Consider the following 24989-nt stretch of genomic DNA (forward strand, 5'->3'; position numbering starts at 1 on the left):
CGCCTGATGCCGCCGAACGCAGGACCTGCGGCCAGTGCCTCAGGCCGTCGAACCTGTCTGGCACGCGCCGCACGTCGGCACGGCGCGAACCTTGTCCACTCGACAACGTCCGAAGCTGATCCGACGCTGCGCGAGACATTTCCTGTGAAAGACATGCTGATCCACAAGTACCGCCTGGTGGTGAAGACGCTCGGCTACATCGGCTGGTCGCTGTTCTGGCTGCTGATCTGGGACATCCTGGTCACCATCGATTTCATGCTGTTCTTCGACAGCAAGTTCTCCCTGCCGCTGATCCCGCTGACCCTGCTCGGCTCGGCGCTGGTGGTGCTGGTCAGCTTTCGCAACAGCAGCGCCTACAACCGCTGGTGGGAAGCGCGCACGCTGTGGGGTGCGCTGGTGAACAGCTCGCGCAGCTTCGCGCGTCAGGTGCTGACGCTGATCGACAACGACGCGCACGGCACCAATCCGATCAAGGCGACGCTGCTGCGCCGGCACGTGGCCTACGTCAACTGCCTGGCCGCGCACCTGCGCCGCGAGCCGTGCCCGCCCGAACTGGTGGCCTTCCTCCCGCCCAGCGAATTCGACCGGCGCATCAGCTCGAACAACTTCGCCAACGACATTCTTAGTGGCTCGGCCACGCTGTTGGCCAAGGAGTATCAGGCAGGCCGATTGGACAGCATTCGCCTGGCGCGCCTGGAGTCGACGCTGGTCGATCTGTCCAACGCCCAGGGCGGCATGGAACGCATCGCCAACACGCCCCTGCCCTACCCGTACGTGTATTTCCCGCGGCTGTTCATCAGCCTGTTCTGCCTGATCGTGCCGGTCGGCCTGGTGGAGTCGCTGGGCTGGTTCACGCCGCTGGCCTCCACGGTGGTGGGCTTCATGCTGCTGGCCATCGAACGGATCGGCACCGACCTGCAGAGCCCGTTCCGCGCCAGTGAGCACCAGATCCAGATGGACACCATCTGCGAGACCATCGAGCGCAACCTCGAATCGATGCAGCGCGAGGCCCAGCACGTGGACATGGCAGAGCAGGCCCCTGCCCTCACGCCCGCACATACCGCTGGCGCAACCAGCCACTGAAGGCATCGACCAGCACCACCAGCGCCAGCATGGCCAGGATCACCGTGCTGGCCTGGGCTTCCTGGAAGAGGCTCAAGGTGGTGTAGAGCATCTGCCCCAGGCCACCGGCGCCCACGAAGCCCAGCACGCTAGCCATGCGGATGTTGTTCTCCCAGCGGTACAGGCTGTAGGCCAGCCATTGCGGCCAGAGGTTGGGCAAGGTCCCATAGCAGAACGCCACGAGCTGCCCACCCCCCTGCTGCCGGATGGCCCGCGCCGGCTCGACCGGGGCGTTCTCCAGCGACTCGGCGAACAACCGGCCGAGCACGCCTGCCGTGTGCAGCGCCAGGGCCAACGTGCCGGCATTCGGCCCCAGCCCGGCCGCCAGCACCGTCAGCGCCGCCCAGACCAGCTCGGGGATGGCGCGCAGGGCATTGAGCACCAGGCGGGCCACCCCTTGCAGGGGCCAGCCGAAGCGTCCGGCTGCCGGCAGCGCAAGGAGCATGCCGATCACCATCGCCAGCAGCGTGCCGAGCCCGGACATGGCCAAGGTCTCCAGGGCACCGTGGGCGACGGCGCGCAGCGAATCGGCCGAGACGTCCGGGTGGGCGAAGCGCTTGGCGTAGTCGACCATCTGGCCCAGGCCACCGTTGCCGACCAGTGCCGGCAGGTCCAGCCCCAGGTAGCCGAACGACGCCAGCATCGCGGCCAGGATCGCCACCAGCAGCAGCCCGTTGATCGCCCGGTTCATGTCAGCCTCCCGCGCAACAGCCGGCTCAGGCCGTCGGCGAGCATCACCAGCACGAGGAACGCCAACAGCATGCTGGCCACCTGCGCGCCGTCGAACATGCGCATCGACAGGTCGATCTGCTGGCCCAGCCCGCCGGCGCCGACGAAGCCCATCACCACCGAAGCGCGCACGGCGCACTCCCAGCGGTAGACGGTATAGGACACCAGCTCGGCCATGGCACTGGGCAGGATGCCGTAGCAGAAGGCGAGCAGACGGCCGCTGCCTGCCTGCAGCAAGGCGTGGGCCGGTCGCTGGTCGACCGATTCGAAGATCTCGGCATAGACCTTGCCGAGCATGCCGCTGTAGGTGATGGCGATGGCCAGCACACCAGCCGTCGGCCCCAGCCCCACCGCGCGCACGAACAACAGCGCCCAGACGATCTCCGGCACGCTGCGCAGGAAGATCAGCAGCCCACGCACCGGCCAGCGAGCCAGCTGCGCCAGGGGCATGGGCCGACCACTGCGGGAGGCGGCGCTCAGCGACAGGGCACGGCTGGCCAGCAGGCTGGCGGGAATGGCCGGCAGCAAGGCCAGGCATAGCCCTGCCGTGGCGACGGCCAAGGTCTGCACGGTGGCGTCGAGCAGCAATGCCAGGAACTCAGGGTCATGGGCCGGTGGCCAGAAGGCACCGACGAACGCCGCCATCTGCTGGCGGTTGTCGGCCTGCCACAGCACCGCGGGGTTCAGTTCGCTCAAGTGCACACCCGGCCACAGCACCAGCAGGGCCGCCCCGATCAACAACAGGCGGGGCAAGGCCGCCGGATCACGTGAGTCGACGTTCAGCATCGTGGCATCTGCACGCCTGGCGTCGACCCTGGACGCAGCGGCGGCGACAGCTGCTCGTTGACGTACAACGTCTCCAGCAACGCCTCGGTGACGGCGCTGGCCGGGCAGTCGAAGGCCACCTGCCCGGCGCGAATGCCGACGATGCGCGGGAAATGCGCCATGGCCAGGTCGACCGCATGCAGGCTGGCGACCAAGGTCATGCCATGGGCTTGGGCATGCCGGTTGAGCAATGCCAGGCTGTGGGTGGCGAGCACCGGGTCCATGGCCGACACCGGTTCGTCGGCCAGCAGCAGCGCCGGCCGTTGATACAACACGCGGGCGATGCCCACGCGCTGCAACTGCCCGCCCGACAACTGGCCGCACTGGACGAACAGCTTGTCGGCCAAGCCCAGTTCGGCGAGCGCCTGGCGAGCGCCCGGCACATCGGTGGGGTGCAGCAGGTTGAGCAACCCTCGCAGGCTGCTCCACTGCCCCAGGCGACCGGCCAGCACGGCCGTGACCACCCGTTGGCGCGACGGCAGCGGGGGCGCCTGGTGCACCAGGCCGATGCGCGCGCGCAGCCGTTGCCGGGCGCGACTGGACAGGGCCCATGGGTTTTCACCCAACACCTCCACCTGCCCCGCGCTCAACCGCACGGCACTGGCGATGGCATGCAACAGGCTGGACTTGCCAGCGCCGGACGGGCCGATGATGGCGACCCGCTCCCCGGCTTCGATGCGCAACTCCACGCCGCGCAAGGCATCGACCTGGCCATGGCGCAGCCCGGCCCCGCGCAGGTGGATGCTCACTTGAGCAGCTCGGCGGCGCGTGCGGCCTGCTCGATGCCGTCGTAGTTCTCAGGGCGCGTCGCGATGAAGCGGCTGGCGGCCTGCAGGTCGAGAATCGCCTTCTGCTCGGGCTTGGCCGGGTCCAGGGCCAGGAAAGCGGCCTTGATCTTGTCCTTGAGCGCCGGGTCCAGGCTGCCGCGCACGGTCCAGTTGTAGTCGAAGTAGGTCGGCGTGGTGGCGAAGACCTTGACCTTGTCGGTATCGACCTTGCCCGAGGCGACCAGCTTGTCCCAGACACTGGAGTTGAGCACACCGGCATCGACCTTGCCGGCCTGTACCCAGGCCGCGGTGGCGTCGTGCGCACCGGAATAGGCGATCCGGCTGAAGTAGCCTTCAGGCTTGATGTCGTCGTTCTTGAGCATGAAGTAACGCGGCATCAGGCTGCCCGAGGTCGAGGAGATCGAGCCGAAGGCAAAGGTCTTGCCCTTGAGGTCGGCCAGGCTGTGGACGTCGGGGTTGGCGGTGATGAAGGTGCTGGTGAAGCGCGCATCCTGCTCGCGCTGGACCAGTGGCGTGGCCGTCTTGTCCTTGAGGTGCACCTGGACGAAGGTGAAGCCGCCCAGCCAGGCCATGTCCAGGCGGTCGGTGGCCAGGGCCTCGACCACGGCCGGGTAGTCACTGACCGGCACGAACTGGACCTTCATGCCCAATTGCTGTTCGAGGTAGTCGCCCAGGGGCTTGAACTTGCGCAGCAGTTCGGTCGGCGCCTCGTCGGGAATGGCGCTGACGCGCAGGGTGTCGGCGGCCTGGGCGAGCACGGCGCTGCAGGCCAGCATGAGGCCTGCGGCCAGCGCGAGGGGACGTTTGAACATGGAAGCTCCGGGTCGAGAATGTGCCAGGGGAAGGGGCGATACGGACAGGGCACCGAGCAGAGCGAACAAGGACCAGGACCGTGATCGAAAAAACCCTCGCGCCTGACGCCCTTGCGCCGATCGACACCCGCCGCCGCATGTCGGCTGATTATAAGAGCCACGGGCGCAAAGGCCAGCTTTGCTACAATCGCGCATCAGAACTTCAGAGGTGCGTATGAGCGAGCCGATTCGCCTGACCCAGTACAGCCACGGTGCCGGCTGCGGTTGCAAGATCTCCCCCCAGGTGCTGGACGTGATCCTTGCCGAGAGCGGCACCCAGGCCCTGGACCCCAAGTTGTGGGTAGGCAACGCGTCGCGTGACGATGCTGCGGTGTATGCCCTGGACGACGAGCGCGGCGTGGTCTCGACCACCGACTTCTTCATGCCGATTGTCGACGACCCCTACGACTTCGGCCGGATCGCCGCCACCAACGCGATCAGCGACATCTACGCCATGGGCGGCGACCCGTTGATGGCGATCGCCATCCTGGGGTGGCCGGTCAACCTGCTGGCGCCTGAAATCGCGCGTGAAGTGATCCGTGGCGGGCGTGCCGTGTGCGCCGAAGCCGGCATTCCTCTGGCCGGTGGTCACTCGATCGACGCGCCTGAGCCGATCTTCGGGCTGGCGGTCACCGGCGTGGTCAGCAAGCGCCACCTCAAGCGCAACGACACCGCCCGTGCCGGTTGCCGGCTGTACCTGACCAAACCCCTGGGGATCGGCATCCTCACCACGGCCGAGAAGAAGGCCAAGCTGCGCCCGCAGGACCAGGGCCTGGCCCGCGACTGGATGTGCACGCTCAACACACCCGGCAGCCGCTTCGGCAAACTGGACGGCGTGCTGGCCATGACCGACGTCACCGGGTTCGGCCTGCTGGGCCATCTGGTGGAGCTGGCCGACGGCAGCGGCCTGACCGCGCGTCTGGACTACGCCCAGGTACCCCGCCTGCCCAGCGTCGAGCATTACCTGGCCGAAGGCTGCATCCCTGGCGGCACTCTGCGCAACCATGCCAGCTACGGGCACAAGATCGGCACGCTCAGCGACGATCAGAAACACCTGTTGTGCGACCCGCAGACCAGTGGCGGTCTGTTGGTGGCCGTCGCGCCCGACGGCGAGGCCGCGTTTCTCGCGGTGGCGGCCGAGCTGGGGCTGGACCTGGCGCCGATCGGCGAGTTGGTCGAGCGACAGCGTCATGCAGTCGAGGTGCTCTGATGCGCGACGACTGCACCGATTTTCGCACGCTGTTCCTGCAGGGCGCGCCGATGATGGACATGCGCGCGCCCATCGAATTCGCCAAGGGGGCCTTCCCGGGCACGGTCAACCTGCCCTTGATGACCGACAGCGAACGCCAGCGCGTCGGCACCTGCTACAAGCAGCAGGGCCAGGCCGCGGCCATCACCCTGGGGCATCAACTGGTCAGCGGTGAGGTCAAGCAGGCGCGCCTGGAGGCCTGGGCGCAGTTCGCCACGGCCCATCCCGACGGCTATCTGTACTGCTTCCGAGGCGGCCTGCGCTCGCAGATCGCTCAGCAGTGGCTCAAACAGGACGCCGGCATCGACTATCCGCGCATCACTGGGGGTTACAAGGCGCTGCGCACCTTCCTGCTGGACACCACGGCCCAGGCCGTGGCGCAGTGCGACTTCGTGCTGATCGGCGGACTGACCGGCACTGGCAAGACCGACGTGCTGGCGCAGCTGGACAACGTGATCGACCTGGAAGGCCATGCCAATCACCGCGGCTCCAGCTTCGGCAAGCGCGCCACCGGGCAACCGGCGCAGATCGACTTCGAGAATGCCCTGGCGATCGACGTGCTCAAGAAGCGCGACCGCGGTATCGGTCAGTTCGTGCTCGAGGACGAAGGTCGCATCGTCGGCAGCTGCACCGTCCCGCTCGAGCTGTACCAGGGCATGCAGCACTACCCGCTGGTCTGGCTGGAAGACCGCTTCGACAACCGTGTCGAGCGCATCCTGCGCGACTACGTGATCGACCTGCGCGCCGAGTTCATCGCCGTGCACGGGCAGGAGCATGGCCCCCACGCGTTCGCCGAGCGGCTGCAGCAGAGCATGGCGCGCATCTACAAACGGCTCGGGGGCGAGCGCTTCCAGCGGCTGTCCAGCCTGCTGCAACAGGCGTTGGACGAACAGAGGCGCAGCGGTTCGGTGGAAGCGCACCGGGGCTGGATCGAAGGCCTGCTCAACGAGTACTACGACCCGATGTATGCCTACCAGCGCGACGCCAAGGCCGAACGCATCGAGTTCGTCGGGGACGCCGCCCAGGTCAAGGCCTACCTGCAAGCGCGGGCGCAGCGCGACACGCTGGCGCGGTGAACGGCTGCGCATCGCCCCACGTGGCGATGCAGCGCCTGCCGCTCGGTCAGAGCACCGTCTGCACCGGCGGCATGAGCACCTGATCGCTGTCGAAACGCAACGAATCGAGCTGCGTCGCCCCATAGACGAGCCCTCCGATCGCCACCAGCAGCGCCAGGTCCGGCCAGGTCCATCCGGGCACGTCCTGCCGGCTGCGTGCCGTCCAGACCTGCCAGCCCTGCCCCAGGCAGAACACCAGCATGGCGCTCGACCACAGGTAGAAGCCCAGCCCCAGGTGGGTGACGTCGTGGAAGGCGTAACTCTGGTTGTCGGGCAGGCGCTCGATGGCAACGCTGTTGGCGGCCAGGTACAGCGCCCAGAGACCGAACCCCAGTGACAGGCGTCGGTAACGGCGGTGGGTCAGGATGGCCAGGGCGAACAGCGGGTTGGCGAACCATTGGGTCAGCCCGAAGGGCACGCCCCATGGCCCGTAGATCAGCATCTGCACGGCGGGCATGTGCGCGCCCCCGCGCATGTGCGCACCGTCGAAGCACAGGCCGACGCCCAGCAGGATGAGGGTGAAGGTCAGGTAACGCGCAGCCAAGGTGGCTCTCCAGGCGATGAAACGAGCACCGACCTTACCTGACCTGCCAGGCGCACGACAGGTGCCGCGTGTTGCGTCAGGCGACGGCGATGCCGTCATCCGGCCAGTGCGGCTCGTTGACGCCGGGTGGTGTGAGCGCAGGCAAGCCGTAGGCGGCGCGTGCGGCGTCGCAGCTCGGATTGTGCTCACCGTTCTCCCACGAGGCCTCGAACTCACGACAGGTGCTCGAACGCTGGGCGTACAGCGTGCAGGCCACCTGCTGACCGACCTCCCCGCTCAGGGCCGTGCAGCGACAGGGTTTGCTGTCGGTGCCGATCATCGCCACACGGCTTGGGCTGATCTGCACCACGGCATCGTCAGGCACGAGCCCACCCGCCGACACGCACTCGCCCCAAAAGAAGGACACACGGAAATACCCGCAGCAGGCGCCGCAGTTCAAGCAAGGATTGGTTTCGGACATGATGGGCAGGCTGAAAGAGGTTGGCGTTAGGCGGGTCTGCCCCGCCGCTCTTTGTAATCCAACCGCAGGCGCGTGAGAAGGGGGTGCGAGAGGAAAAGTTACGAGTGGTGAGCTGCACGCTGCAAACCGATGGTGCTGGGGGAAGAAGGGTCTCTGTCTGTTGAAGCGCGGGGCCACTGCATGCAACAGCGGATCGACGATGGTCAGGCCTACGCCAATCCGCTCTTACTTACCGCTTGCCGCTTACCGAGCCAGCAATCCATCCGTGCGGAACATCTGCCGGATGCCACGGATGGCCTGGCGGATGCGGTCGGGGTTCTCGATCAGGGCGAAGCGCACGTGGTCGTCGCCGTATTCACCAAAACCGATGCCGGGCGAGACGCACACCTTGGCGTCGGCCAGCAGCTTCTTGGCGAACTCCAGCGAACCGAGGTGGGCGTAGTGCTCGGGGATCTTGGCCCAGACGTACATCGACGCCTTGGGGTTCTCGACCATCCAGCCCAGCTCGTGCAGGCCCTTGACCAGCAGGTTGCGGCGCTGGCGGTACTGCTCGGCGATGTCGAGCACGCACTGCTGATCGCCTTCCAGCGCCGCGATGGCCGCGACCTGCAGCGGCGTGAAGGTGCCGTAGTCGTGATAGCTCTTGATCCGTGCCAGGGCACTGACCAGCTCGGGATTGCCGACCATGAAGCCGATCCGCCAGCCGGCCATGTTATAGCTCTTGGACAAGGTGAAGAACTCCACCGCGATGTCCTTGGCGCCCGGCACCTGCATGATCGACGGCGCCTTCCAGCCGTCGTAGACGATGTCGGCATAGGCCAGGTCGTGGATGACCAGCACGTCGTAGCGCTTGGCCAGGGCCACCACACGCTCGAAGAAATCCAGCTCGACGCACTGCGCGGTCGGGTTGGAGGGGAAACCGAGGATCATCATCTTCGGCTTGGGGATCGACTCGCGGATGGCCCGCTCGAGCTCGTTGAAGAAGTCCACCCCAGGGATCAACGGCACGGACCGTACCTGCGCACCAGCGATGACCGCGCCATAGATATGGATCGGGTAACTGGGGTTGGGCACCAGCACCGTATCGCCCTGGTCGAGGGTGGCGAGCATCAGGTGCGCCAGGCCTTCCTTGGACCCGATGGTGACGATGGCCTCGCTCTCGGGGTCGATGTCGACCTGGTAGCGGTCCTGGTACCAGCGCGAGATGGCGCGCCGCAGCCGTGGGATGCCGCGCGACGTGGAATAGCCATGGGTGTCTTCGCGCTGGACGACCTGCACGAGCTTCTCGACGATATGCGGCGGCGTGGCGCCGTCGGGGTTGCCCATGCTCAGGTCGATGATGTCTTCGCCACGGCGGCGAGCGGCCATCTTGAGGTCGGCGGTGATGTTGAAGACGTAGGGCGGGAGACGATCGATGCGCGCGAAACGGCGCGGCGAACCTTGTTCGGCCATGATTTCCTCGAAAGACGTAAGCGCCCGGAACCGTCCGAGCGACGTTGGTCACTGCGGTGACCTGTTCGAACGATAATGTCGAATGAGGGGTCCTGTAAAGGTGAAAAACGCGTTTTTCTGGTTATTTTCAGTGATATGTTCGATCCCACTCCTTGCGCGCTCGACACGCGCGGCGCCGAGACATAAACAAAAACCCCGGCACGAAGGCCGGGGTCTTTGGTCGAGCAACCGCTGGATCAGCGTGCGTAGGTCATCAGCACATCCGTCGCGGTCTGGCTGTCCACCGACATCATCACGCTCAGGGCGGTGACGGTGAGGATGGAGAAGCCGAACACCTTGCGCGCCCACTTGCTGTCGTCCTCAGCCTTGTAGCCGCCCCAGGCCATGTACAACCAGTACAGGCCCATGGCAGCCGCGACGGCCAGGTAACCCAGGCCGGCATAACCGCCCAGGGTCAGCATCAAGGTGGCGAGCACGAAGGCCAGCACGTACAGCACGATCTGCTTCTTGGCCGCCAGGATACCGCGCGCCACCGGCAGCACGGGAATCTTCGCCGCACGGTAGTCGTTGAAGCGGAAGATGGCGATCGCGAAGCTGTGTGGCATCTGCCACAGGCTGAACATCACCAGCAAGGTGAAGGCCGCCAGGTCGAAGCTATTGCTCACGGCGCAGTAGCCGATCACCGGAGGCATGGCACCGGACAGGCTGCCCACCAGGGTGCCGTGCACCGAACGACGCTTCAGCCAGAGGCTGTAGAAGCCCACGTAGATGACGAAGCCTGCCAGCGCGCAGTAGGCGGCCAACGGATTGGCACGCACGTACAGCAGACTGAAGCCGACGACGCCCAGCAGCGTGGCATAGGCCAGCGCCACCGGGAGGGACATGGCGCCCTGGACCATGGCGCGGTTCTTGGTCCGTTCCATCTTCTGGTCGATGTCACGGTCGATGCAGTTGTTGAACGCACAACCGGAACCGACCACCAGGGACGTCCCTACCACCACCGCCAGGAACAGCGCGAAGTCCACATGACCCTGCGCGGCGAGGAAAAAGCCCCCCGCCACGGAAAGCACGTTACCGAAGATGATTCCCGGTTTGGTGATCTGGATAAAGTGCTTCAGGGACATGCTGTCTTACCTCACTTGGCCATCATTTCGACGTGGATGCTGAACATGATCCACAGCGACAGACCGACCAGCAGAGCGATCACCACGGTGGTGAACAGGAACGTCGTCAAGTTGTTGCGCTGCTCTTTCGAGCGGTCCATGTGCAGGAAGTAGAACAGGTGCACTACCACCTGGATGACAGCCAGCGCCACGATGACCAGTACGGTCAGGTTCTTCGGCAGGCTCGGGTACATCGCCAGGCCGAAGGGGATCGCGGTCAGGATCACCGACAGGACGAAGCCGATGACATACGACTTCACGCTACCGTGATTGCCTTCGTGATGAGTGTCGTGTGCATTGGCCATTACAGAACCCCCAGCAGGTAGACGACGGTGAAGACGCAAATCCAGACCACGTCCAGGAAGTGCCAGAACAGGCTCAGGCAGCTCATGCGGGTCTTGACGGTCGGGGTGATGCCTTTGGTGTTGATCTGGTACATCAGGATCGCCATCCAGATCAGACCCGAGGTCACGTGCAGACCGTGGGTACCGACCAGGGCGAAGAAGCCCGACAGGAAGCCGCTGCGGTTAGGACCGAAGCCTTCGTTGATCAGGTGATGGAACTCGTAGATTTCCATCCCGATGAAGCCGGCACCGAACAGGAAGGTGATGGCCAACCAGCCCAGCACACCGCTCTTGTTGCCCTTGAACATCTGCAGCATGGCGAAGCCGAAGGTGATACTGGACAGCAGCAGCAACCCGGTTTCGACGGCCACGAACGGCAGTTCGAAGATGTCGTGACCCGACGGGCCGCCGGCAAAACTGCCGGACAGCACCGCGTAGGTGGCGAAGAGCGACGCAAACAGGATGCAGTCGGTCATCAGGTAGAGCCAGAAACCGAAGACGGTCATCTGGCCCGAGTCGTGGTGGTGATCGTCGTGACCATGGTCGTGACCATGGTCACCAGCATTGATTACATGACTGGACATTGATTAAACCCGTTCAAACGTTTCGACACGAGCGCCACCGGTAGGCACGCCGGCGAGCTGCAGGGCCCGTTGACGTTCACCTTCGATACGCGCCACTTCCTCGGCAGGAACCATGTAGCCCTGGTCGTCACGTGCAGCATGGCGAACGAAGACCGCGATGGTCGCCACCAGGCTGACGCCGACCAGCCACCAGATGTGCCAGATGAACGCGAAGCCGAAGACTGCCAGCAGCAGGCCCATGAACACACCGGTCGAGGTGTTGTTCGGCATGTGGATCGCTTCGTACTTGGCCGGGGCCTTGTACGCAACGCCCGCTTCCTTGGCTTCATGCCAGGCATCCAGGCCGACTTTTTCCGGCATGGTGGCGAAGTTGTAGAACGGAGGTGGCGACGAGGTCGACCATTCCAGCGTACGGCCGCCCCATGGGTCGCCGGACACGTCCAGGTTCTGGTTGCGGTCGCGGACCGAAACGAAGAGCTGGATCAGCTGGCAGGCGATACCGCAGGCGATCAGCAAGGCACCGACGACGGCGACGTACAGGTAGGGTTCCCACAGCGGGTTGTCGGTGTGGTTCAGGCGACGGGTCATGCCCATGAAGCCCAGCGCGTACAGCGGCATGAAGGCCACGTAGAAGCCGGAGATCCAGAACCAGAACGCTGCCTTGCCCCACTTTTCGTTCAGGGTGAAGCCGAACGCTTTCGGGAACCAGAACGCGAAGCCTGCGATGTAGCCGAACACGGCGCCACCGATGATCACGTTGTGGAAGTGCGCGATCACGAACAGGCTGTTGTGCAGCACGAAGTCGGCACCCGGTACGGCCAGCAGTACGCCGGTCATGCCGCCGATCGAGAAGGTGACCATGAAGCCCAGGGTCCACAGCATCGGCGGGGTGAACCGCACGCGACCTTGGTACATCGTGAACAGCCAGTTGAACAGCTTCACGCCGGTCGGGATCGAGATGAGCATCGTCGCCAGACCGAAGAAGGTGTTGACGCTCGCGCCGGCACCCATGGTGAAGAAGTGGTGCAGCCAGACCGCGAAGCCCAGGATGGCGATCGCGCCCGATGCGTAGATCATCGCGTGGTGGCCGAACAGGCGCTTGCTGGAGAAGGTCGAGGTGACTTCCGAGAACACGCCGAAGGCCGGCAGGATCAGGATGTAGACCTCAGGGTGACCCCATGCCCAGAACAGGTTGACGTACATCATCGGGTTCCCACCAAGCTCGTTGGTGAAAATGTGGAAGTCCAGATAACGGTCAACGGTCAGCAGGGCGAGCGCAGCGGTCAGGATCGGGAACGAGGCCACGATCAGGACGTTGGCCCAGGTGCAGGTCCAGGTGAAGATCGGCATGTCCATCAGCTTCATGCCAGGCGCGCGCATCTTGGCCACGGTGACCAGGAAGTTCACGCCGGTCAACGTCGTGCCTAGACCCGAGAGCTGGAGCGCCCAGATGTAGTAGTCGACACCGACCCCGGGGCTGTACTCGATCCCCGACAGTGGCGGATACGCGACCCAACCGGTCTTGGCGAACTCGCCGACCCCCAGGGAGACGTTGACCAGGATCACGCCAGCGACCAGCAGCCAGAAGCTCAGGGAGTTCAGGAACGGGAAGGCAACGTCACGTGCACCGATCTGCAGAGGCAGGGCCAGGTTCATCAGGCCGGTGAAGAACGGCATCGCCATGAAGATGATCATGATCACACCGTGGGCGGTGAAGATCTGGTCATAGTGTTCAGGCGGCAGATAGCCTTCGGAGCCGCCGGTGGCGAGCGCCTGCTGGGAACGCATCATGATGGCGTCGGCGAAGCCGCGCAGCAGCATGACCATGGCGACGGCGATGTACATCACGCCGATCTTCTTGTGGTCGACCGAAGTCAGCCATTCGCTCCACAAGTAATTCCACTTGCGGAAGTAGGTGATGCCACCTACCACAGCGATACCACCAAGCGCGATGATGGCAAGCGTCACCATCACTATCGGCTCGTGGAAAGGTACCGCCTCCAGACTTAATTTACCGAACATCTCTTACTCCTCTGCCCCAGCAGCTGGTTGCATACTCGACTCCGCACCCTTGGTAGTGGCCACGTCCTTGCTACCTTCGTGGCTGAGTGGCTTGCCGCGGTTCATCCCTTCGTACTTGTCGACGATGGTCTGGAACAGGTCGGCCGGCACTTCGCCGTACAGCTCTACCGGGTTGTTTTCGCTAGGTTTGGCCAAGGCTTCGTACTGCGCCTTTTCCAGCTTCTTCGGCGACTGCTTGACTTCGTTGACCCAGGCGTCGAAATCGGCTTGGGACGTTGCAGTGGCCTTGAACTTCATGCCGGTGAAGCCGGCACCGCTGTAGTTCGCCGAGATACCGTCGAACTCACCGTTCTCGTTGGCGATCAGGTGCAGCTTGGTGGTCATGCCCGCCATCGCGTAGATCTGGCCGCCCAGACCTGGGATGAAGAAGGAGTTCATCACGGCGTCAGAGGTCACGCGGAAATTCACGGGCGTGTTGGCAGGGAAGACGATCTTGTTGACCGTGGCGATGCCTTGTTCTGGATAGATGAACAGCCATTTCCAGTCTAGCGCGACCACGTCGATTTGCACGGGCTTCACGTCGGAATCCAGTGGACGGTACGGGTCGAGCGAGTGGGTCGTCTTGTAGGTGACGATGCCCAGGGCGATGATGATCAGGATCGGGATCAGCCACACGGCGGCTTCGATCTTGGTCGAGTGCGACCAGTCGGGCGTGTAGGTGGCGGCCTTGTTGGTGGCACGGTACTTCCAGGCAAAGACCAGGGTCATGATGATGACCGGGATCACGACCAGCAACATCAGGCCGAACGCGATCAGGATCAGGTTCTTTTGCTCAATGCCGACCTGACCTTTCGGGTCGAGCAGGGTCCAGTTGCACCCACTGAGTAAAAGCATGCCTAAAAAGGGCAGAATGCCAAACAGTCTGGGGTAACGCTTTTTACTCATCTCACGACCTCTAGATCAGCTTGCTTCAATGCAATTATGTTTTGGTCACCAACACTTCGTCCTGCCAAGCGTCAGCATGTGGTGCGAATGCGCTCGTGCCGGGGTGTTCGACTGCTGAAACGCGGCATCGAGCACAGTTGCGGTGTCATATGGCTTCGTAGGCTTAGCCCGTATTGCAGACCAAGTCCATTTGGTGCGAGAAAACGCGGAGGGAGATCCGCCCGGTATCGCCGTTGGGCGACGCTTGGCTAAGTCAGCAAAAAGGAGCCTTGGCTTCCTTCATTCCTGCGACTTGCAAGCAGTGCCGAACGGAAATTGGGGGCGATTGTAGATAGGTCGCAAACCCTTGACTATGACTTATTGAGCAACAGTCTCTTGCGAGATCTGTAACAATAAGCCCTAAAAAATCAGGTTCGCGACAGTTTGTCACACCCCTTCCGAACCCTCTCCAACCCTTCTATTTCAAGGCTTCGGTCGATTCGCAAGGGATTAACCACAGGGTTTCCAGGGGCACTTGGCGTGTTACGCGACTTGCGCAAGTGGCGCGCTTGGTCTAGGGCCGGCGGCGGTTGCGCAGGATGCCCACGGGCACCAGCACGGCGGTCATCACGAACGCCAGCAACGCCCACTGGGCCAGCGACAACCCCAGCACCGGGGGATAGGGCGTGGTGCAGAACCCGTCGACCTGGAACACCAGCGGCCAGACCTTGGCCAGGGGCAACTCATCGACGATGGGTTGCAGGACATCGATGCCGCAGCTGACGTCCGGGTGGGCGAGTATATACACATGGCGGCCGGCTGCAATCACCCCACCGATCGCACTGAGCACCACACAGCCTTCGAACAGCGTCACACCACGGGCGCTGGGCATCGCCGCCCCGAGGAAGGCGAACAGCGCGATCAGCAGCAGCGCGTACCGTTGCAGGATGCACAGCGGGCACGGTGCCTCGCCCAGCACGATCTGCATGTACAGCGCTCCGCCGATCAGCGCCAGGCAGATCAGCCCCAGCAGTACCAGAAAGCGCCGTTCACGGTTCAGGCGCGAGGTGTAGTCGTTCATTGCGGTTTCCTTCGATGGACAAGACGGCGCGGCGCTGTCGCGGACAGCGATGCGAGACGCTGCCGAATCACGAACGCTCGCAGGGCGCTAGCGTCCGATCTGTCCGGGAGGGTTCAGACCGGTCGTTGGCCAAACGGTTCACGACCCGTCCGCACGCATCGGCGGCCACGGCACGACGCCGCCACGTGCGGTAGCCGTGGCGAGTGAAGGATACAGGGATTAACCGTCGATTAAAGATGAAACGTGTTCGTATTCAGGACGGCCGTGCATGAGGGTTCAGACAACCTCGCCTCATGCGACAGAGCCAGGCGCAGTGCACGCCTGGCGGTATCGGAGCGGGGTTTGCAAGGCATCGGCGTACCCCGCTAGGTCCTCAGGCCAACGCAGCAGCCGGCCCGAAGTGCTCATGGTGCATCTGCGACTCCGGCACACCCAGCGCCTGGAGATGACGGCGCACGGCCGCCATGAACGGTTGCGGCCCGAGGTAGTACACCTGCGCGTCCCTGGGCAGCCAGCGTTCGAGCAGCGCCTGGTCCAGCAGGCCGATGGCATCGGCGCCCGGGGTGCCGTCGCTTTCGGCGTAGCAGTAGAACCGTTTGAGCTGCGGGTGACGCGCCGCCAGCGCATCGACCCAGCCGCCGAAGGCATGCACCGCTGCATTGCGCGCGCAGTGGATGAACGTCACTGGCCGCCCACGTTCGAGCGCGGCTTCGAGCATGGCCAGGGTCGGGGTGATGCCGACGCCGCCGCTGATGAGCACCAGGGGCCCTTGCGCATCCGTCAGGGTGAAGTCACCCGCCGGCGGGAACATCGGCACCGTGTCGCCTACCTGCAGGTGATCGTGCAGGTAGTTGGACGCCGTGCCGCCCGGCTGGCGCTTGACGCTGATCCGGTACTGACGACCATCGCAGCGCGACGACAGCGAATAGTTGCGCCGCTGCTCGACGCCATCGATGAACAGCTGCAGGCCGATGTACTGGCCTGGCTCGGCCTTGAGCACGGGCTGACCATCCGCCGGCTCGAAGTAGAACGAGACGATCTCCTGGCTTTCCTGCTCCCGCCGCACCAGTCGGAAGACGCGAGCGCCCCGCCAGCCGCCGACGGCCTGCGCTTTCTGCTGATACAGGCTTTCCTCGGCGCCGATGAGCAGGTCGGCCAATTGCTGGTAGGCCGCCGCCCAGGCATCGATGACGGCCGGTGTGGCGATGTCCTCGCCCAGAACTTCGCGGATGGCACGCAGCAGGCAGGTGCCGACGATCGGATAATGCTCGGGCAGGATCTGCAAGGCCACGTGCTTGTTGATGATCTGCCCGACCAGACCGCCCAATTGCTCCAGGCGGTCGATGTGCCGCGCGTACATCAGCACGGCGTTGGCCAACGCGCGGGGCTGTGCGCCGCTGGCCTGGTGGGCCGGGTTGAACAGCGGTCGTACCTCGGGGTACTCGGCGAGCATCATGGCGTAGAAGTGCGTGGTCAGCGCCTCGCCGCCGGTTTCCAGCAACGGGACGGTGGCTTTGATGATCGCGCGTTGTTGGTCATCGAGCATGGCAGTCACTCCAAAGGACAAGGTAAGCATGGTCTGATGCACAGGTGTGTTCAGGAACCGTGCCAACTCCATGGCCCCTGTAAACAGGGCGCCTTGATGCAGGTCAGGTCATAATGACTCCTGTTGCGGTAGAGTCTTACCGACCACCAGGAGTCATTATGACCTCGAAACCCTTGCTGACGGCGCTCTTGCCTCTGGTCAGCGACTTGTCCTGCGACCTGCCCGACCGAGAGCGCTACCGTCGCCTGCTGCATGCCATGCGCGCGCTGTTGCCATGCGATGCTGCGGCGCTGCTGAAGCTCGACGGCGAGTGGCTGGTGCCCCTGGCGGTCGACGGACTGTCGGCCGACACCCTGGGCAGGCGATTTCGGGTCAGCGAGCATCCCCGGTTCGCCATCCTGCTCGGCCACAATCACCCCACGCGCTTCGCCAGCGACAGCGAGCTGCCAGACCCTTATGACGGATTGATCAACGCGCCTGACGTCGACCTCGAAGTGCACGACTGCATGGGCTGCCCGTTGAGCGTCAATGACCGCCCATGGGGGCTGCTGACGCTCGACTCGCTGACGCCTGGCCAGTTCGGCAGTGCCGAGCTGGACGCCCTGCAGGCATTCGCCAGCCTGGCCGCCGCGACCGTCACGGTCGCCCAGCGCATCGAACACCTGGCCCTGCGTGCCGAGGATGCCCATCAACGGGCCGAGGTCTATCGCCAGGTCAGTGGCCAGCCCCGCCAGGACATGATCGGCCAGAGCGAGGCCTATCGACACTTGCGCGACGAGATCCGTCTGGTGGGTGCGAGCCAGATGACGGTGCTGATCACGGGCGAGACCGGGGTGGGCAAGGAACTGGTGGCACAGGCGCTGCATCAGGCCAGCGACCGGGCCCACAAGCCCCTGGTCAGCCTCAACTGCGCCGCCTTGCCGGAGACGTTGGTCGAAAGCGAGCTGTTCGGCCATGTACGAGGCGCCTTCACCGGTGCCCATGGCGAGCGCCGTGGCAAGTTCGAGCTGGCCCATGGCGGCACCTTGTTCCTGGACGAGGTGGGCGAGCTGTCGCTCACCGTGCAAGCCAAGCTGCTGCGCGTCATGCAGAGCGGTCAGTTGCAACGCCTGGGCTCCGACCGCGAGCATCATGTGGATGTGCGCCTGATCGCGGCGACCAACCGGGACCTGGCCGAGGCCGTGCGCAGTGGTCGCTATCGCGCTGACTTCTACCATCGCCTGAGCATGTACCCCCTGCAGGTCCCCCCCTTGCGTGAACGCGGACGCGACGTGCTGCTGCTGGCGGGCTACTTCCTCGAGCAGAACCGTTCGCGCATGGGCCTCAATGGCCTGCGCCTGAGCCCGCCAGCGCAGGCGGCCCTGCTCCACTACGCCTGGCCGGGCAACGTGCGCGAGCTCGAACACCTGATCGGGCGCTCGGCGCTCAAGGCCCTGGGGCGTCAGGAACAGCGTCCGCGGATCCTGACGCTGGAGGTCGCCGACCTGGACGTAAGCCCTGGGCAGCCTACGCCGCAACCCCCGGTCCTTGCCGAGCCACCCTCCCCCACTGCCCTTGAGGGCGGACTGCGCCAGGCGCTGGACGAATACCAGCGGCAGGTGATCGCAGCCTGCCTGGCACGACAGGCAGGCAACTGGGCTGCAGTGGCGCGCGAGCTGCAACTGGACCGCGCCAACCTGAACCGACTGGCCAAGCGGCTCGGCGTACGCTGAATGGGGGCGCTCATCTTTATAGTGGGCGCAGGGCAGTGGGCTTGTCAGCGACAGGGCCTGTGCATCCGTGCCAGGGCGAGAGGTCGGTAGTCAGCCGGCGAGGGATGCGGTGCAGATGCCACCGCCATCGCGGGCAAGCCTACTCCCACAGAACCGTGATGGCCTGCACGGCTGCGGTGTGGTTGCAGGTGTGAGCGCCCGGCACAGCCTCGTGCGCTCGATGTCAGCCGTGCCGTTAAAGCCTACCCCGTTCAGGTCGATAACCTGACAATCCGTTCATTCGAGCCCGACGATCCCCATGCCCACCCGAAACGTCCGTGCGGACGCTCTGTCACTGCTGCTGTTCACCCTGCGCAGTGGCAAGCTGATGGCGATCAACCTGCTCAAGGTCAGCGAAATCATCCCCTGCCCCGTCCTGACCGTGCTGCCGCAGTCGCACCCGCACGTGCGGGGCGTGGCGACCCTGCGTGGCCAGGCGCTGTCGGTCATCGACCTGTCCCGCGCCATCGGTGAGCGCCCACTGGCCGACCCGCGGGGCGGCTGCCTGATCGTCACCGACATCAGCCGATCGCGCCAGGGCCTGCACGTGCAGTCGGTCAGCCGGATCATTCATTGCCGCAGCCAGGACATCAAGTCGCCGCCCCATGGGTCCGGCCGCAGTGCCTTCATCACGGGCGTCACCGAAGTCGAAGGGCAACTGGTGCAGGTCCTGGACATCGAAAAGGTCTTGCAGGGCATCGTTCCGCCCAGCCAGGACCCGTCTGTCGGCACCTTGGACCATGACCAGTCGATGCTGCTGGCGGCGGCCAACATCCTGGTGGTCGACGACAGCCTGGTCGCGCTGCAGCAATCGGTCTTCACGTTGCGCAACCTGGGCATCGAATGCCGCACGGCACGCAGTGCCCGCGAAGCCATCGACGTGCTGCTGGAGCTGCAGGGCACTGACAAGGAAATCAACATCGTGGTCTCCGACATCGAGATGTCAGAGATGGATGGCTATGCCTTCACCCGCACCTTGCGCGAGACGCCGGACTTCGAGCACCTCTACGTGCTGCTGCACACCTCGCTGGACAGCGCCATGGCGGGCGAGAAGGCCCGGCTCTGCGGCGCCAACGCCATCCTGACCAAGTTCTCGTCGCCAGAGCTGACCGATTGCCTGATGACGGCTGCCGAGGCCGTGGTCTTCGCCGAACGCTGAAGGTGCTCTCGACCTCCGGCAGGGTCGAACAGGACGCACCGGCAACGAAGCTTTGAACCGACGACGCGATTGGCATTACTCTGTGGTCAACGTCATGCCTATGCGAGACCGCCATGAAACGTTTCATTCTCCCTTTGCTGGCCTGTCTGGTATCGGTCGGCACTGCCCAGGCCTCCAGTGAGCAGGCCTGGACCGAACACCGTCAGCAGGTCCTCAAGACGTGCCTGGCCGCCAGTCAGTTCAAGGACGCCCACGTGCGTGGCAAGCCGGTCGAGTTCGAAGACCAGGTCGGCTACAGCGCGTTGGTGCTCGAAGGTACCTACCCACAGAAGCACCTGAACAAACGCACCGGAACGGAGCTGTGCCTGTTCGACAAGCAACAGCAACGCGCCTTCGTCAGTGAATGGCAGGCGTCATCCTTGAAAGGCCGGCTGATCCGCTAGCGACCGAGCGCGCCCTCTCGTCGCGTCATGTCGACATCGTGCTCTGCAAGGCGGCTGTCGCGCTCACCCGTACAGGTGAGCGTGAACGGCTCAAGCGCGCGGCTTTCAAGAAGATGGCGCCCGATTGGGCGAAAATTGTTACCTGAACCGCAATAGTCATTATCCGGTCGACCGCTGTTTCCACGTCCGTGTCACGCCTACCGTAGGGGTGTTCAACTGATACTTGCCTGGCAAGAAGGACGTTACTCATGTCGATCCACTCCAAACTCGTTTGTGCTTCCCTGCTGTCGACCCTGCTGGCCTCACCCTGGGCGATGGCCGAAGAATCGACGGCGTTCGTCGCCCGAAGCGCAGCGCTCGAGGCCACTCACCAACAAGCACGCGAGGCTTTCGCCGCCCAGCGTGCAGAACGACTGCAAGACGCGCAGCAGACGGCTTCCAAGGAAACCGGCGAAGCGCATGGCGACAGCTGATTCGGACGCCGGAACAGGCAGTGGTACGCGCCGCACGCCACGACACGGATTGTTTCAGTGTGGTAATTTACGCAGCCGCTGACCGACCGGCGGCTTTTCCTTCGTGTGCAGTTCATCCCTTCGCGGTGTGTACGTTCTTGACGAGAAAGTGGCCGGGCCGACCCCACGACCTGCCCACCCTCTCGTACAAAGGAGCCCGTACCGGTGTCCATCGTGTCCCGCTTCACGCCGCTTTTCGTTGCAATCGCTGCAACGATCCCTGCTGCCGTCCATGCCGCCGACGATCAACCCGAAGGCTTTCTCGACGGGGCTTCGCTGAACGTCAACGCCCGCAACGCCTATTTCAACCGCAACCAGCTCAACTCAGGCAATGCCGACAGCCGCGAATGGGGCCAGGGGTTCGTCGCACGCTTCCAGTCCGGCTACACGCCCGGCACCCTTGGCTTCGGGCTCGATGCGCATGCCATGCTGGGCGTGAAGCTCGACGGTGGCGGCGGTCATGCCGGGACCAGCATCCTGCCGCTGCACTATCAGGACGATGGCGAGCTGGGCAAGGCGCCGGGGTCGTTCTCTACCGCAGGGGCGGCGATCAAGCTCAAGGCGTTCGGTACCGAACTCAAGGCAGGTGACCTGTTCCTCACCAACCCGGTGATCGCCGGTGGCGAGACGCGCATGCTGCCGCAGACCTTCCGGGGCGTCAGCCTGACCAACAACAGCATCGACGGCCTCGCCCTCGAAGGTGGCCAGGCCAGCTTCACCAAGCCGTACAACCAAAGCGGGCACCGCCGCATCGACACGTTCTACGGCACCCTGGCCGACGGCAGCAAGAGCCACCACCTGAACTGGGCCGGCGCGACCTGGAGCGGCACGCCGAACGTCACCACCAGCCTGTACGGTGCCGAACTTCAAGACATCTGGAACCAGTACTACGTCGACTTCGAATACATCCACGTCGTCAACGACCAGATCAGCCTCAATCCCGGATTCCACGCCTACCACACCCAGGACACCGGCAAGGCCTTGCTGGGCAGCATCGACAACAACACCTACAGCCTGCACCTGACCCTGGACGTCAACGGCCACAGCGTCACGGCCGCCTACCAGCGTGTCAACGGCGATACCCCGTTCGACTACATCAACCAGGGCGACAGCGTGTTTCTCGACAACTCGCGCATGTACTCGGACTTCAACGGGCCTAACGAGCGCTCCTGGAAGTTGCAGTACGGCTACGACTTCTCGGCGCTGGGCTACCCTGGGCTGAGCACGACCGTGTCGTACTCGCGTGGCGAGATCGACCTGACCAAGGCCGATCGCACCAGCAGCGGCTACGGCAACTGGTACAACCCCGACGGCAAGGACGCGCATCACTGGGAGCGCGACCTGGACGTGCGCTACGTGGTCCAGGAAGGTCAGTTCAAGGACCTGGCGGTGCAGCTGCGCTATGCCAGCCACCGCGGCAGCCAGGGGTATTCGTGGGTCGACAACGACCTCGACGAATACCGGGTGATCGTCGACTACCCGCTGAACGTCTTCTAGCGCCCAGCGCCGTCCCAGGGTGTCGTCGTCGCACCTGCGACACGATGCCCTGGTAGGATGCCCCCGTTTCCTGCCATCAACACCCTGTCACCGTTTTGCCTTCATGGAGTGGAGGGCTTATCCATGAGCGATCATGCAGACCCCGACCACGCGCCCTGCCGTCCACCTTTCTCATTCCAGACAACTGCTGAACCTGGGCAGCGGCATTGCCGTGCTCGCCATTCTGGCCATCGTCGGCTACCTGCTGCTGCGTGAACGCCACAGCGTCGAACAATCGGCCATGCGCGCCTCGAACAACCTGCTGCACCTGATCGAAAGCGACATCCTGGGGACCGTCGAACGGTACGATCAGTCCTTACGCGGACTGATATGGGCCTCGCGACAACCTGCAGTCATGGCCCTGCCGCCTCGCGTTCGCCATCAGTGGTTGTTCGAGCAGGCCCTGGCGCGTCCTCTGCAGGGCGACATCCTGTGGCTGGATGCCCAGGGCGCCGTGGTCGAAGACTCCCGCCGCGTCGCGCCACGGGCTGGCAATCTGGCCCATGCTGCGCTGTTTCGCCAGCACCGCGACGATCCGGCCCTGGGTTTGATCGTGGGCATGCCCTTCCAGGGTCACCTGGATGATCGCCATCGCTACCTCAGCCTGAGTCGCCGTATCGACGACCGCGCCGGTGCCTTCGCCGGTGTCGCCAGTGGCGCATTGCGCCTGTCCTATTTCGACCAGTTGTTCGCGCGCCTGGACATCGGTGCGTCGGGCAGCGTCAGCCTGTTCGACCTCCAAGGCCACCTGATCGCACATCACCCGATGAGCCCGCCTCATCCGCCGTTCGACGGCGACTTCAGCATGCGCGCCGTCTTCGAGCGGGTTCTCGAACAACGCCGCGGCACCTTCGCCTCCACCTCCAGTTTCACAGGCGTGAAACGCGTCTACAGCTTTTCTCAGGTGGGAGATCTACCGTTGCTGTTGGTACTGGCGCAGGCGTCGGACGATATCCTGCAATCGTGGTGGCGAACGGTCTTGCTGATCGGAAGCGCCACGGGAGGGTTATGCGCAGGGCTGCTCTGGCTGACCTGGTTACTGGGCCGCGAGTTGCGCCGGCGGCATGCGGCCGAGCAGGTTCTGGCTTCCCTGGCGTCGACCGACAGCCTGACGGGGTTGGCCAACCGTCGTCACCTGGACCACATGCTGCGTCTGGAATCGGCACGTGCCCGGCGCAGCGGCAGGCCGTTGGCCGTACTGATGATCGATATCGATCACTTCAAGGCCTTCAACCAGCGTCACGGTCATGCGGGAGGGGATCGTGCCTTGCAAGAGGTGGCCAAGGCCATCGAGCGCAGCCTTCATCGGCCCGCCGACCTGGCAGCACGCTATGGAGGCGAGGAGTTTCAGGTCGTGTTGCCGGAAACGGAACGAGGCAGTGCTCTTCGCGTGGCCGAACGTATTCGCGCCAGCGTCGAGGCACTGCCTCTGTTCAGCGACGACTCACGGCCTGTGACCGTAAGCATCGGCGTCGGCTTTCAGCTGCCTGGGAAGCATCAAACGCTTCCTCAGTTGCTCGGCGATGCCGACCGCGCCTTGTACAAGGCCAAGGCGGACGGCCGTAACCGCGTCGAAGGTCTGTGAATCAGTGCTGGACCTTGGAGATCTCACGATCACGCAGGGCTTTGACGTCATCGTGATTCTTCTGCACGCCTTCGAGCTGCTTGCGTACCAGCGCGTAGGGGCCGCTGCCAGTGGCGGCAGTGGTGGCGGTGCTGGTCAGGCCATCGGTGGCACCGACGTGAGTGGCGCCTACCCCGGTGCTGACGGTGGTGTGGCCGACGGCGACGTCGCCATGGCCCAGCTTGGCCAGCTTCTCGACAGCGTCCTTGTAGGCTTTCAGCGCGTAGTCTTCACCGCGCTCCAGCTCTTCGAAGACAGCTTTGTCTTCCTTGCCGGTCAGTGCCGACTTCAGGTTGACCCAGCCGCGGTGCAGGTCGCCGGTGAAGCTGGTGGACGTTTCTGGATCGCCGCCCAGCGCCTTGACTTCGGCCTGCAGCTCACGAGCCGCTTGTGCGCAGCCTTCGGCGCGCTGACGGGCGAAGGCCTTCAGTTCGGGATTCTTCAGATCATCAACAGCCTCTTCGAAACCTTTCTGGCCGTCCTTGCTGTACTCGATCAGGTTGTTCAGTACATCAATCACTTCTTTGTTTGGATTGCTCATGGCTCAAACTCCGTGGCAGTTGATAGTCCCTATATGTGAGAGCAGCCTTCGTGCCAGGTTCAAAGATTTTTCATCGCCCAGTCAAATCAAGGCGTTAGCGGTACGCGCAGTGTGTCGAGGCGTGGTGTTCTGCATGATGGCGGCTTCAGCCATCATGCAGATTGCAGTAGGGTGCGCGCTCTGCCCTGTTCTGGAGGTTCGTCATGAAACCTGAAGCGCTTCAATCGCTCGTCGATCGCACTATGCCGTTCGGCAAGTACCAAGGCCGTACGATCGCCGATTTGCCCGGCGATTACCTGGCGTGGTTCGCACGCAAGGGCTTTCCCGACGGGGAGCTGGGACGGCTATTGGCCTTGATGCACGAGATCGACCACAACGGGCTGGGCGCGTTGCTGGAGCCCTTGCGGCGCAAGCAACAGGAAGGAGGTTGACCACCACTGCCAATGGATGGAAGGCCTTTCACCATCTTTGGAAAGAGTTTCAAGATAGATACAGGCAAGCGCAGCCCCCTGTGGGAGCGGGCTTGCCCGCGATGGCGTCCGGCCCATCACCGCCTGCGTCGCGGGCAAGCCCGCACAGAGGGGATGAACCGCTCTGCCAGATCAGCGATGCGGTCTACAGCGT

General features: G+C 64.2%; 25 protein-coding genes. 10 read left to right on the top strand and 15 right to left on the bottom strand.

The window, feature by feature from the left end; translation table 11 throughout:
- The first annotated feature begins 153 nt into the window (after positions 1 to 153).
- Complete coding sequence (locus G7Z99_RS07530; RefSeq protein WP_219854121.1) at positions 154 to 1083, top strand: bestrophin family protein; 930 nt, start codon at positions 154 to 156, stop codon at positions 1081 to 1083.
- Here G7Z99_RS07530 and phnE read toward each other — a convergent pair.
- The 4 genes from phnE to G7Z99_RS07550 are packed head-to-tail and all read right to left on the bottom strand — an operon-like array spanning position 1046 to position 4276.
- Positions 1046 to 1813 carry a phosphonate ABC transporter, permease protein PhnE gene (gene phnE, locus G7Z99_RS07535; RefSeq protein WP_181092941.1) on the bottom strand — a complete coding sequence of 256 codons (768 nt, stop codon included), beginning with the start codon at positions 1811 to 1813 and terminating at the stop codon, positions 1046 to 1048. The two genes, G7Z99_RS07530 and phnE, sit on opposite strands and share 38 nt — an antisense overlap.
- A complete protein-coding gene (locus G7Z99_RS07540) occupies positions 1810 to 2637 on the bottom strand; it encodes a PhnE/PtxC family ABC transporter permease (RefSeq protein WP_181092942.1) in 828 nt (275 codons plus the stop codon). Before G7Z99_RS07540 ends, phnE begins: the two co-directional genes overlap by 4 nt.
- Positions 2631 to 3425: a phosphonate ABC transporter ATP-binding protein gene (locus G7Z99_RS07545; RefSeq protein ID WP_181092943.1), complete on the bottom strand. Its 795-nt coding sequence runs from the start codon at positions 3423 to 3425 to the stop codon at positions 2631 to 2633. The genes G7Z99_RS07540 and G7Z99_RS07545 overlap by 7 nt, the downstream gene beginning before the upstream one ends.
- Entirely contained in the window at positions 3422 to 4276 is an 855-nt protein-coding gene (locus tag G7Z99_RS07550) for a putative selenate ABC transporter substrate-binding protein (protein WP_181092944.1), read from the bottom strand. The genes G7Z99_RS07545 and G7Z99_RS07550 overlap by 4 nt, the downstream gene beginning before the upstream one ends.
- A gap of 214 nt (positions 4277 to 4490) precedes the next feature.
- On the opposite strand from G7Z99_RS07550, the gene selD reads away from it, so the two are divergent.
- Complete coding sequence (gene selD, locus G7Z99_RS07555) at positions 4491 to 5525, top strand: selenide, water dikinase SelD (protein ID WP_181092945.1); 1035 nt, start codon at positions 4491 to 4493, stop codon at positions 5523 to 5525.
- On the top strand, positions 5525 to 6640 hold the full coding sequence (gene mnmH, locus G7Z99_RS07560) for a tRNA 2-selenouridine(34) synthase MnmH (RefSeq protein ID WP_181092946.1): 1116 nt from the start codon (positions 5525 to 5527) through the stop codon (positions 6638 to 6640). Before selD ends, mnmH begins: the two co-directional genes overlap by 1 nt.
- 46 nt (positions 6641 to 6686) lie before the next feature.
- On the opposite strand, the gene G7Z99_RS07565 is transcribed toward mnmH, so the two are convergent.
- The 10 genes from G7Z99_RS07565 to hmpA form a co-directional block, all read right to left on the bottom strand.
- The gene (locus tag G7Z99_RS07565) at positions 6687 to 7223 is read right to left on the bottom strand and encodes a hypothetical protein (protein WP_181092947.1); all 537 of its coding nucleotides are present in this window, start codon (positions 7221 to 7223) and stop codon (positions 6687 to 6689) included.
- Positions 7224 to 7299: 76 nt separating this feature from the next.
- Entirely contained in the window at positions 7300 to 7683 is a 384-nt protein-coding gene (locus tag G7Z99_RS07570; RefSeq protein WP_181092948.1) for a YkgJ family cysteine cluster protein, read from the bottom strand.
- A gap of 243 nt (positions 7684 to 7926) precedes the next feature.
- Positions 7927 to 9135 (bottom strand): alanine transaminase, encoded by a 1209-nt coding sequence (alaC, locus tag G7Z99_RS07575; RefSeq protein ID WP_181092949.1) that lies wholly within the window; start codon positions 9133 to 9135, stop codon positions 7927 to 7929.
- A gap of 236 nt (positions 9136 to 9371) precedes the next feature.
- Complete coding sequence (gene cyoE / locus G7Z99_RS07580; RefSeq protein ID WP_181092950.1) at positions 9372 to 10259, bottom strand: heme o synthase; 888 nt, start codon at positions 10257 to 10259, stop codon at positions 9372 to 9374.
- Positions 10260 to 10270: 11 nt separating this feature from the next.
- Entirely contained in the window at positions 10271 to 10603 is a 333-nt protein-coding gene (gene cyoD, locus G7Z99_RS07585) for a cytochrome o ubiquinol oxidase subunit IV (RefSeq protein ID WP_181092951.1), read from the bottom strand.
- Positions 10603 to 11226, bottom strand: a complete 624-nt coding sequence (locus G7Z99_RS07590) for a cytochrome o ubiquinol oxidase subunit III (protein ID WP_181092952.1) — start codon at positions 11224 to 11226, stop codon at positions 10603 to 10605. Before G7Z99_RS07590 ends, cyoD begins: the two co-directional genes overlap by 1 nt.
- A gap of 3 nt (positions 11227 to 11229) precedes the next feature.
- On the bottom strand, positions 11230 to 13248 hold the full coding sequence (cyoB, locus tag G7Z99_RS07595) for a cytochrome o ubiquinol oxidase subunit I (protein ID WP_181092953.1): 2019 nt from the start codon (positions 13246 to 13248) through the stop codon (positions 11230 to 11232).
- Between the two features lie 3 nt (positions 13249 to 13251).
- Complete coding sequence (gene cyoA / locus G7Z99_RS07600; RefSeq protein ID WP_181092954.1) at positions 13252 to 14193, bottom strand: ubiquinol oxidase subunit II; 942 nt, start codon at positions 14191 to 14193, stop codon at positions 13252 to 13254.
- A 553-nt stretch (positions 14194 to 14746) separates the two neighbouring features.
- Positions 14747 to 15253: a disulfide bond formation protein B gene (locus tag G7Z99_RS07605; RefSeq protein ID WP_181092955.1), complete on the bottom strand. Its 507-nt coding sequence runs from the start codon at positions 15251 to 15253 to the stop codon at positions 14747 to 14749.
- A 373-nt stretch (positions 15254 to 15626) separates the two neighbouring features.
- Complete coding sequence (gene hmpA / locus G7Z99_RS07610) at positions 15627 to 16799, bottom strand: NO-inducible flavohemoprotein (protein WP_181092956.1); 1173 nt, start codon at positions 16797 to 16799, stop codon at positions 15627 to 15629.
- 158 nt (positions 16800 to 16957) lie between these two features.
- On the opposite strand from hmpA, the gene norR reads away from it, so the two are divergent.
- The 6 genes from norR to G7Z99_RS07640 all read left to right on the top strand — a co-directional run bounded on the left by norR (position 16958) and on the right by G7Z99_RS07640 (position 23785).
- Complete coding sequence (gene norR / locus G7Z99_RS07615; protein ID WP_181092957.1) at positions 16958 to 18511, top strand: nitric oxide reductase transcriptional regulator NorR; 1554 nt, start codon at positions 16958 to 16960, stop codon at positions 18509 to 18511.
- 298 nt (positions 18512 to 18809) lie between these two features.
- The gene (locus G7Z99_RS07620; protein WP_181092958.1) at positions 18810 to 19709 is read left to right on the top strand and encodes a chemotaxis protein; all 900 of its coding nucleotides are present in this window, start codon (positions 18810 to 18812) and stop codon (positions 19707 to 19709) included.
- 113 nt (positions 19710 to 19822) lie between these two features.
- Positions 19823 to 20152: a hypothetical protein gene (locus G7Z99_RS07625; RefSeq protein ID WP_060392629.1), complete on the top strand. Its 330-nt coding sequence runs from the start codon at positions 19823 to 19825 to the stop codon at positions 20150 to 20152.
- Positions 20153 to 20400: 248 nt separating this feature from the next.
- Positions 20401 to 20625 carry a hypothetical protein gene (locus G7Z99_RS07630; RefSeq protein WP_181092959.1) on the top strand — a complete coding sequence of 75 codons (225 nt, stop codon included), beginning with the start codon at positions 20401 to 20403 and terminating at the stop codon, positions 20623 to 20625.
- A gap of 204 nt (positions 20626 to 20829) precedes the next feature.
- Positions 20830 to 22161 carry an OprD family porin gene (locus tag G7Z99_RS07635; protein ID WP_181092960.1) on the top strand — a complete coding sequence of 444 codons (1332 nt, stop codon included), beginning with the start codon at positions 20830 to 20832 and terminating at the stop codon, positions 22159 to 22161.
- A 133-nt stretch (positions 22162 to 22294) separates the two neighbouring features.
- The gene (locus G7Z99_RS07640) at positions 22295 to 23785 is read left to right on the top strand and encodes a GGDEF domain-containing protein (RefSeq protein WP_181092961.1); all 1491 of its coding nucleotides are present in this window, start codon (positions 22295 to 22297) and stop codon (positions 23783 to 23785) included.
- Position 23786: 1 nt separating this feature from the next.
- On the opposite strand, the gene G7Z99_RS20110 is transcribed toward G7Z99_RS07640, so the two are convergent.
- A complete protein-coding gene (locus G7Z99_RS20110) occupies positions 23787 to 24365 on the bottom strand; it encodes a ferritin-like domain-containing protein (RefSeq protein WP_375139139.1) in 579 nt (192 codons plus the stop codon).
- A gap of 203 nt (positions 24366 to 24568) precedes the next feature.
- Between G7Z99_RS20110 and G7Z99_RS07650 the strand changes: the two genes are divergently transcribed.
- The gene (locus G7Z99_RS07650) at positions 24569 to 24796 is read left to right on the top strand and encodes a DUF3820 family protein (protein ID WP_181092962.1); all 228 of its coding nucleotides are present in this window, start codon (positions 24569 to 24571) and stop codon (positions 24794 to 24796) included.
- The last annotated feature ends 193 nt before the right edge of the window (positions 24797 to 24989 follow it).

Source organism: Pseudomonas entomophila, assembly GCF_013523165.1.
Taxonomy (GTDB): Bacteria; Pseudomonadota; Gammaproteobacteria; order Pseudomonadales; family Pseudomonadaceae; genus Aquipseudomonas; species Aquipseudomonas entomophila_A.

Bases quoted from the DNA above. Each gene is read 5' to 3' on its own strand.
- G7Z99_RS07530 (WP_219854121.1), top strand. From the start codon at position 154: ATGCTGATCCACAAGTACCGCCTGGTGGTGAAGACGCTCGGCTACATC.
- phnE (WP_181092941.1), bottom strand. From the start codon at position 1,813: ATGAACCGGGCGATCAACGGGCTGCTGCTGGTGGCGATCCTGGCCGCG.
- G7Z99_RS07540 (WP_181092942.1), bottom strand. From the start codon at position 2,637: ATGCTGAACGTCGACTCACGTGATCCGGCGGCCTTGCCCCGCCTGTTG.
- G7Z99_RS07550 (WP_181092944.1), bottom strand. From the start codon at position 4,276: ATGTTCAAACGTCCCCTCGCGCTGGCCGCAGGCCTCATGCTGGCCTGC.
- selD (WP_181092945.1), top strand. From the start codon at position 4,491: ATGAGCGAGCCGATTCGCCTGACCCAGTACAGCCACGGTGCCGGCTGC.
- mnmH (WP_181092946.1), top strand. From the start codon at position 5,525: ATGCGCGACGACTGCACCGATTTTCGCACGCTGTTCCTGCAGGGCGCG.
- G7Z99_RS07570 (WP_181092948.1), bottom strand. From the start codon at position 7,683: ATGTCCGAAACCAATCCTTGCTTGAACTGCGGCGCCTGCTGCGGGTAT.
- alaC (WP_181092949.1), bottom strand. From the start codon at position 9,135: ATGGCCGAACAAGGTTCGCCGCGCCGTTTCGCGCGCATCGATCGTCTC.
- cyoE (WP_181092950.1), bottom strand. From the start codon at position 10,259: ATGTCCCTGAAGCACTTTATCCAGATCACCAAACCGGGAATCATCTTC.
- cyoD (WP_181092951.1), bottom strand. From the start codon at position 10,603: ATGGCCAATGCACACGACACTCATCACGAAGGCAATCACGGTAGCGTG.
- G7Z99_RS07590 (WP_181092952.1), bottom strand. From the start codon at position 11,226: ATGTCCAGTCATGTAATCAATGCTGGTGACCATGGTCACGACCATGGT.
- cyoB (WP_181092953.1), bottom strand. From the start codon at position 13,248: ATGTTCGGTAAATTAAGTCTGGAGGCGGTACCTTTCCACGAGCCGATA.
- cyoA (WP_181092954.1), bottom strand. From the start codon at position 14,193: ATGAGTAAAAAGCGTTACCCCAGACTGTTTGGCATTCTGCCCTTTTTA.
- G7Z99_RS07605 (WP_181092955.1), bottom strand. From the start codon at position 15,253: ATGAACGACTACACCTCGCGCCTGAACCGTGAACGGCGCTTTCTGGTA.
- hmpA (WP_181092956.1), bottom strand. From the start codon at position 16,799: ATGCTCGATGACCAACAACGCGCGATCATCAAAGCCACCGTCCCGTTG.
- norR (WP_181092957.1), top strand. From the start codon at position 16,958: ATGACCTCGAAACCCTTGCTGACGGCGCTCTTGCCTCTGGTCAGCGAC.
- G7Z99_RS07620 (WP_181092958.1), top strand. From the start codon at position 18,810: ATGCCCACCCGAAACGTCCGTGCGGACGCTCTGTCACTGCTGCTGTTC.
- G7Z99_RS07625 (WP_060392629.1), top strand. From the start codon at position 19,823: ATGAAACGTTTCATTCTCCCTTTGCTGGCCTGTCTGGTATCGGTCGGC.
- G7Z99_RS07630 (WP_181092959.1), top strand. From the start codon at position 20,401: ATGTCGATCCACTCCAAACTCGTTTGTGCTTCCCTGCTGTCGACCCTG.
- G7Z99_RS07640 (WP_181092961.1), top strand. From the start codon at position 22,295: ATGCAGACCCCGACCACGCGCCCTGCCGTCCACCTTTCTCATTCCAGA.
- G7Z99_RS20110 (WP_375139139.1), bottom strand. From the start codon at position 24,365: ATGAGCAATCCAAACAAAGAAGTGATTGATGTACTGAACAACCTGATC.
- G7Z99_RS07650 (WP_181092962.1), top strand. From the start codon at position 24,569: ATGAAACCTGAAGCGCTTCAATCGCTCGTCGATCGCACTATGCCGTTC.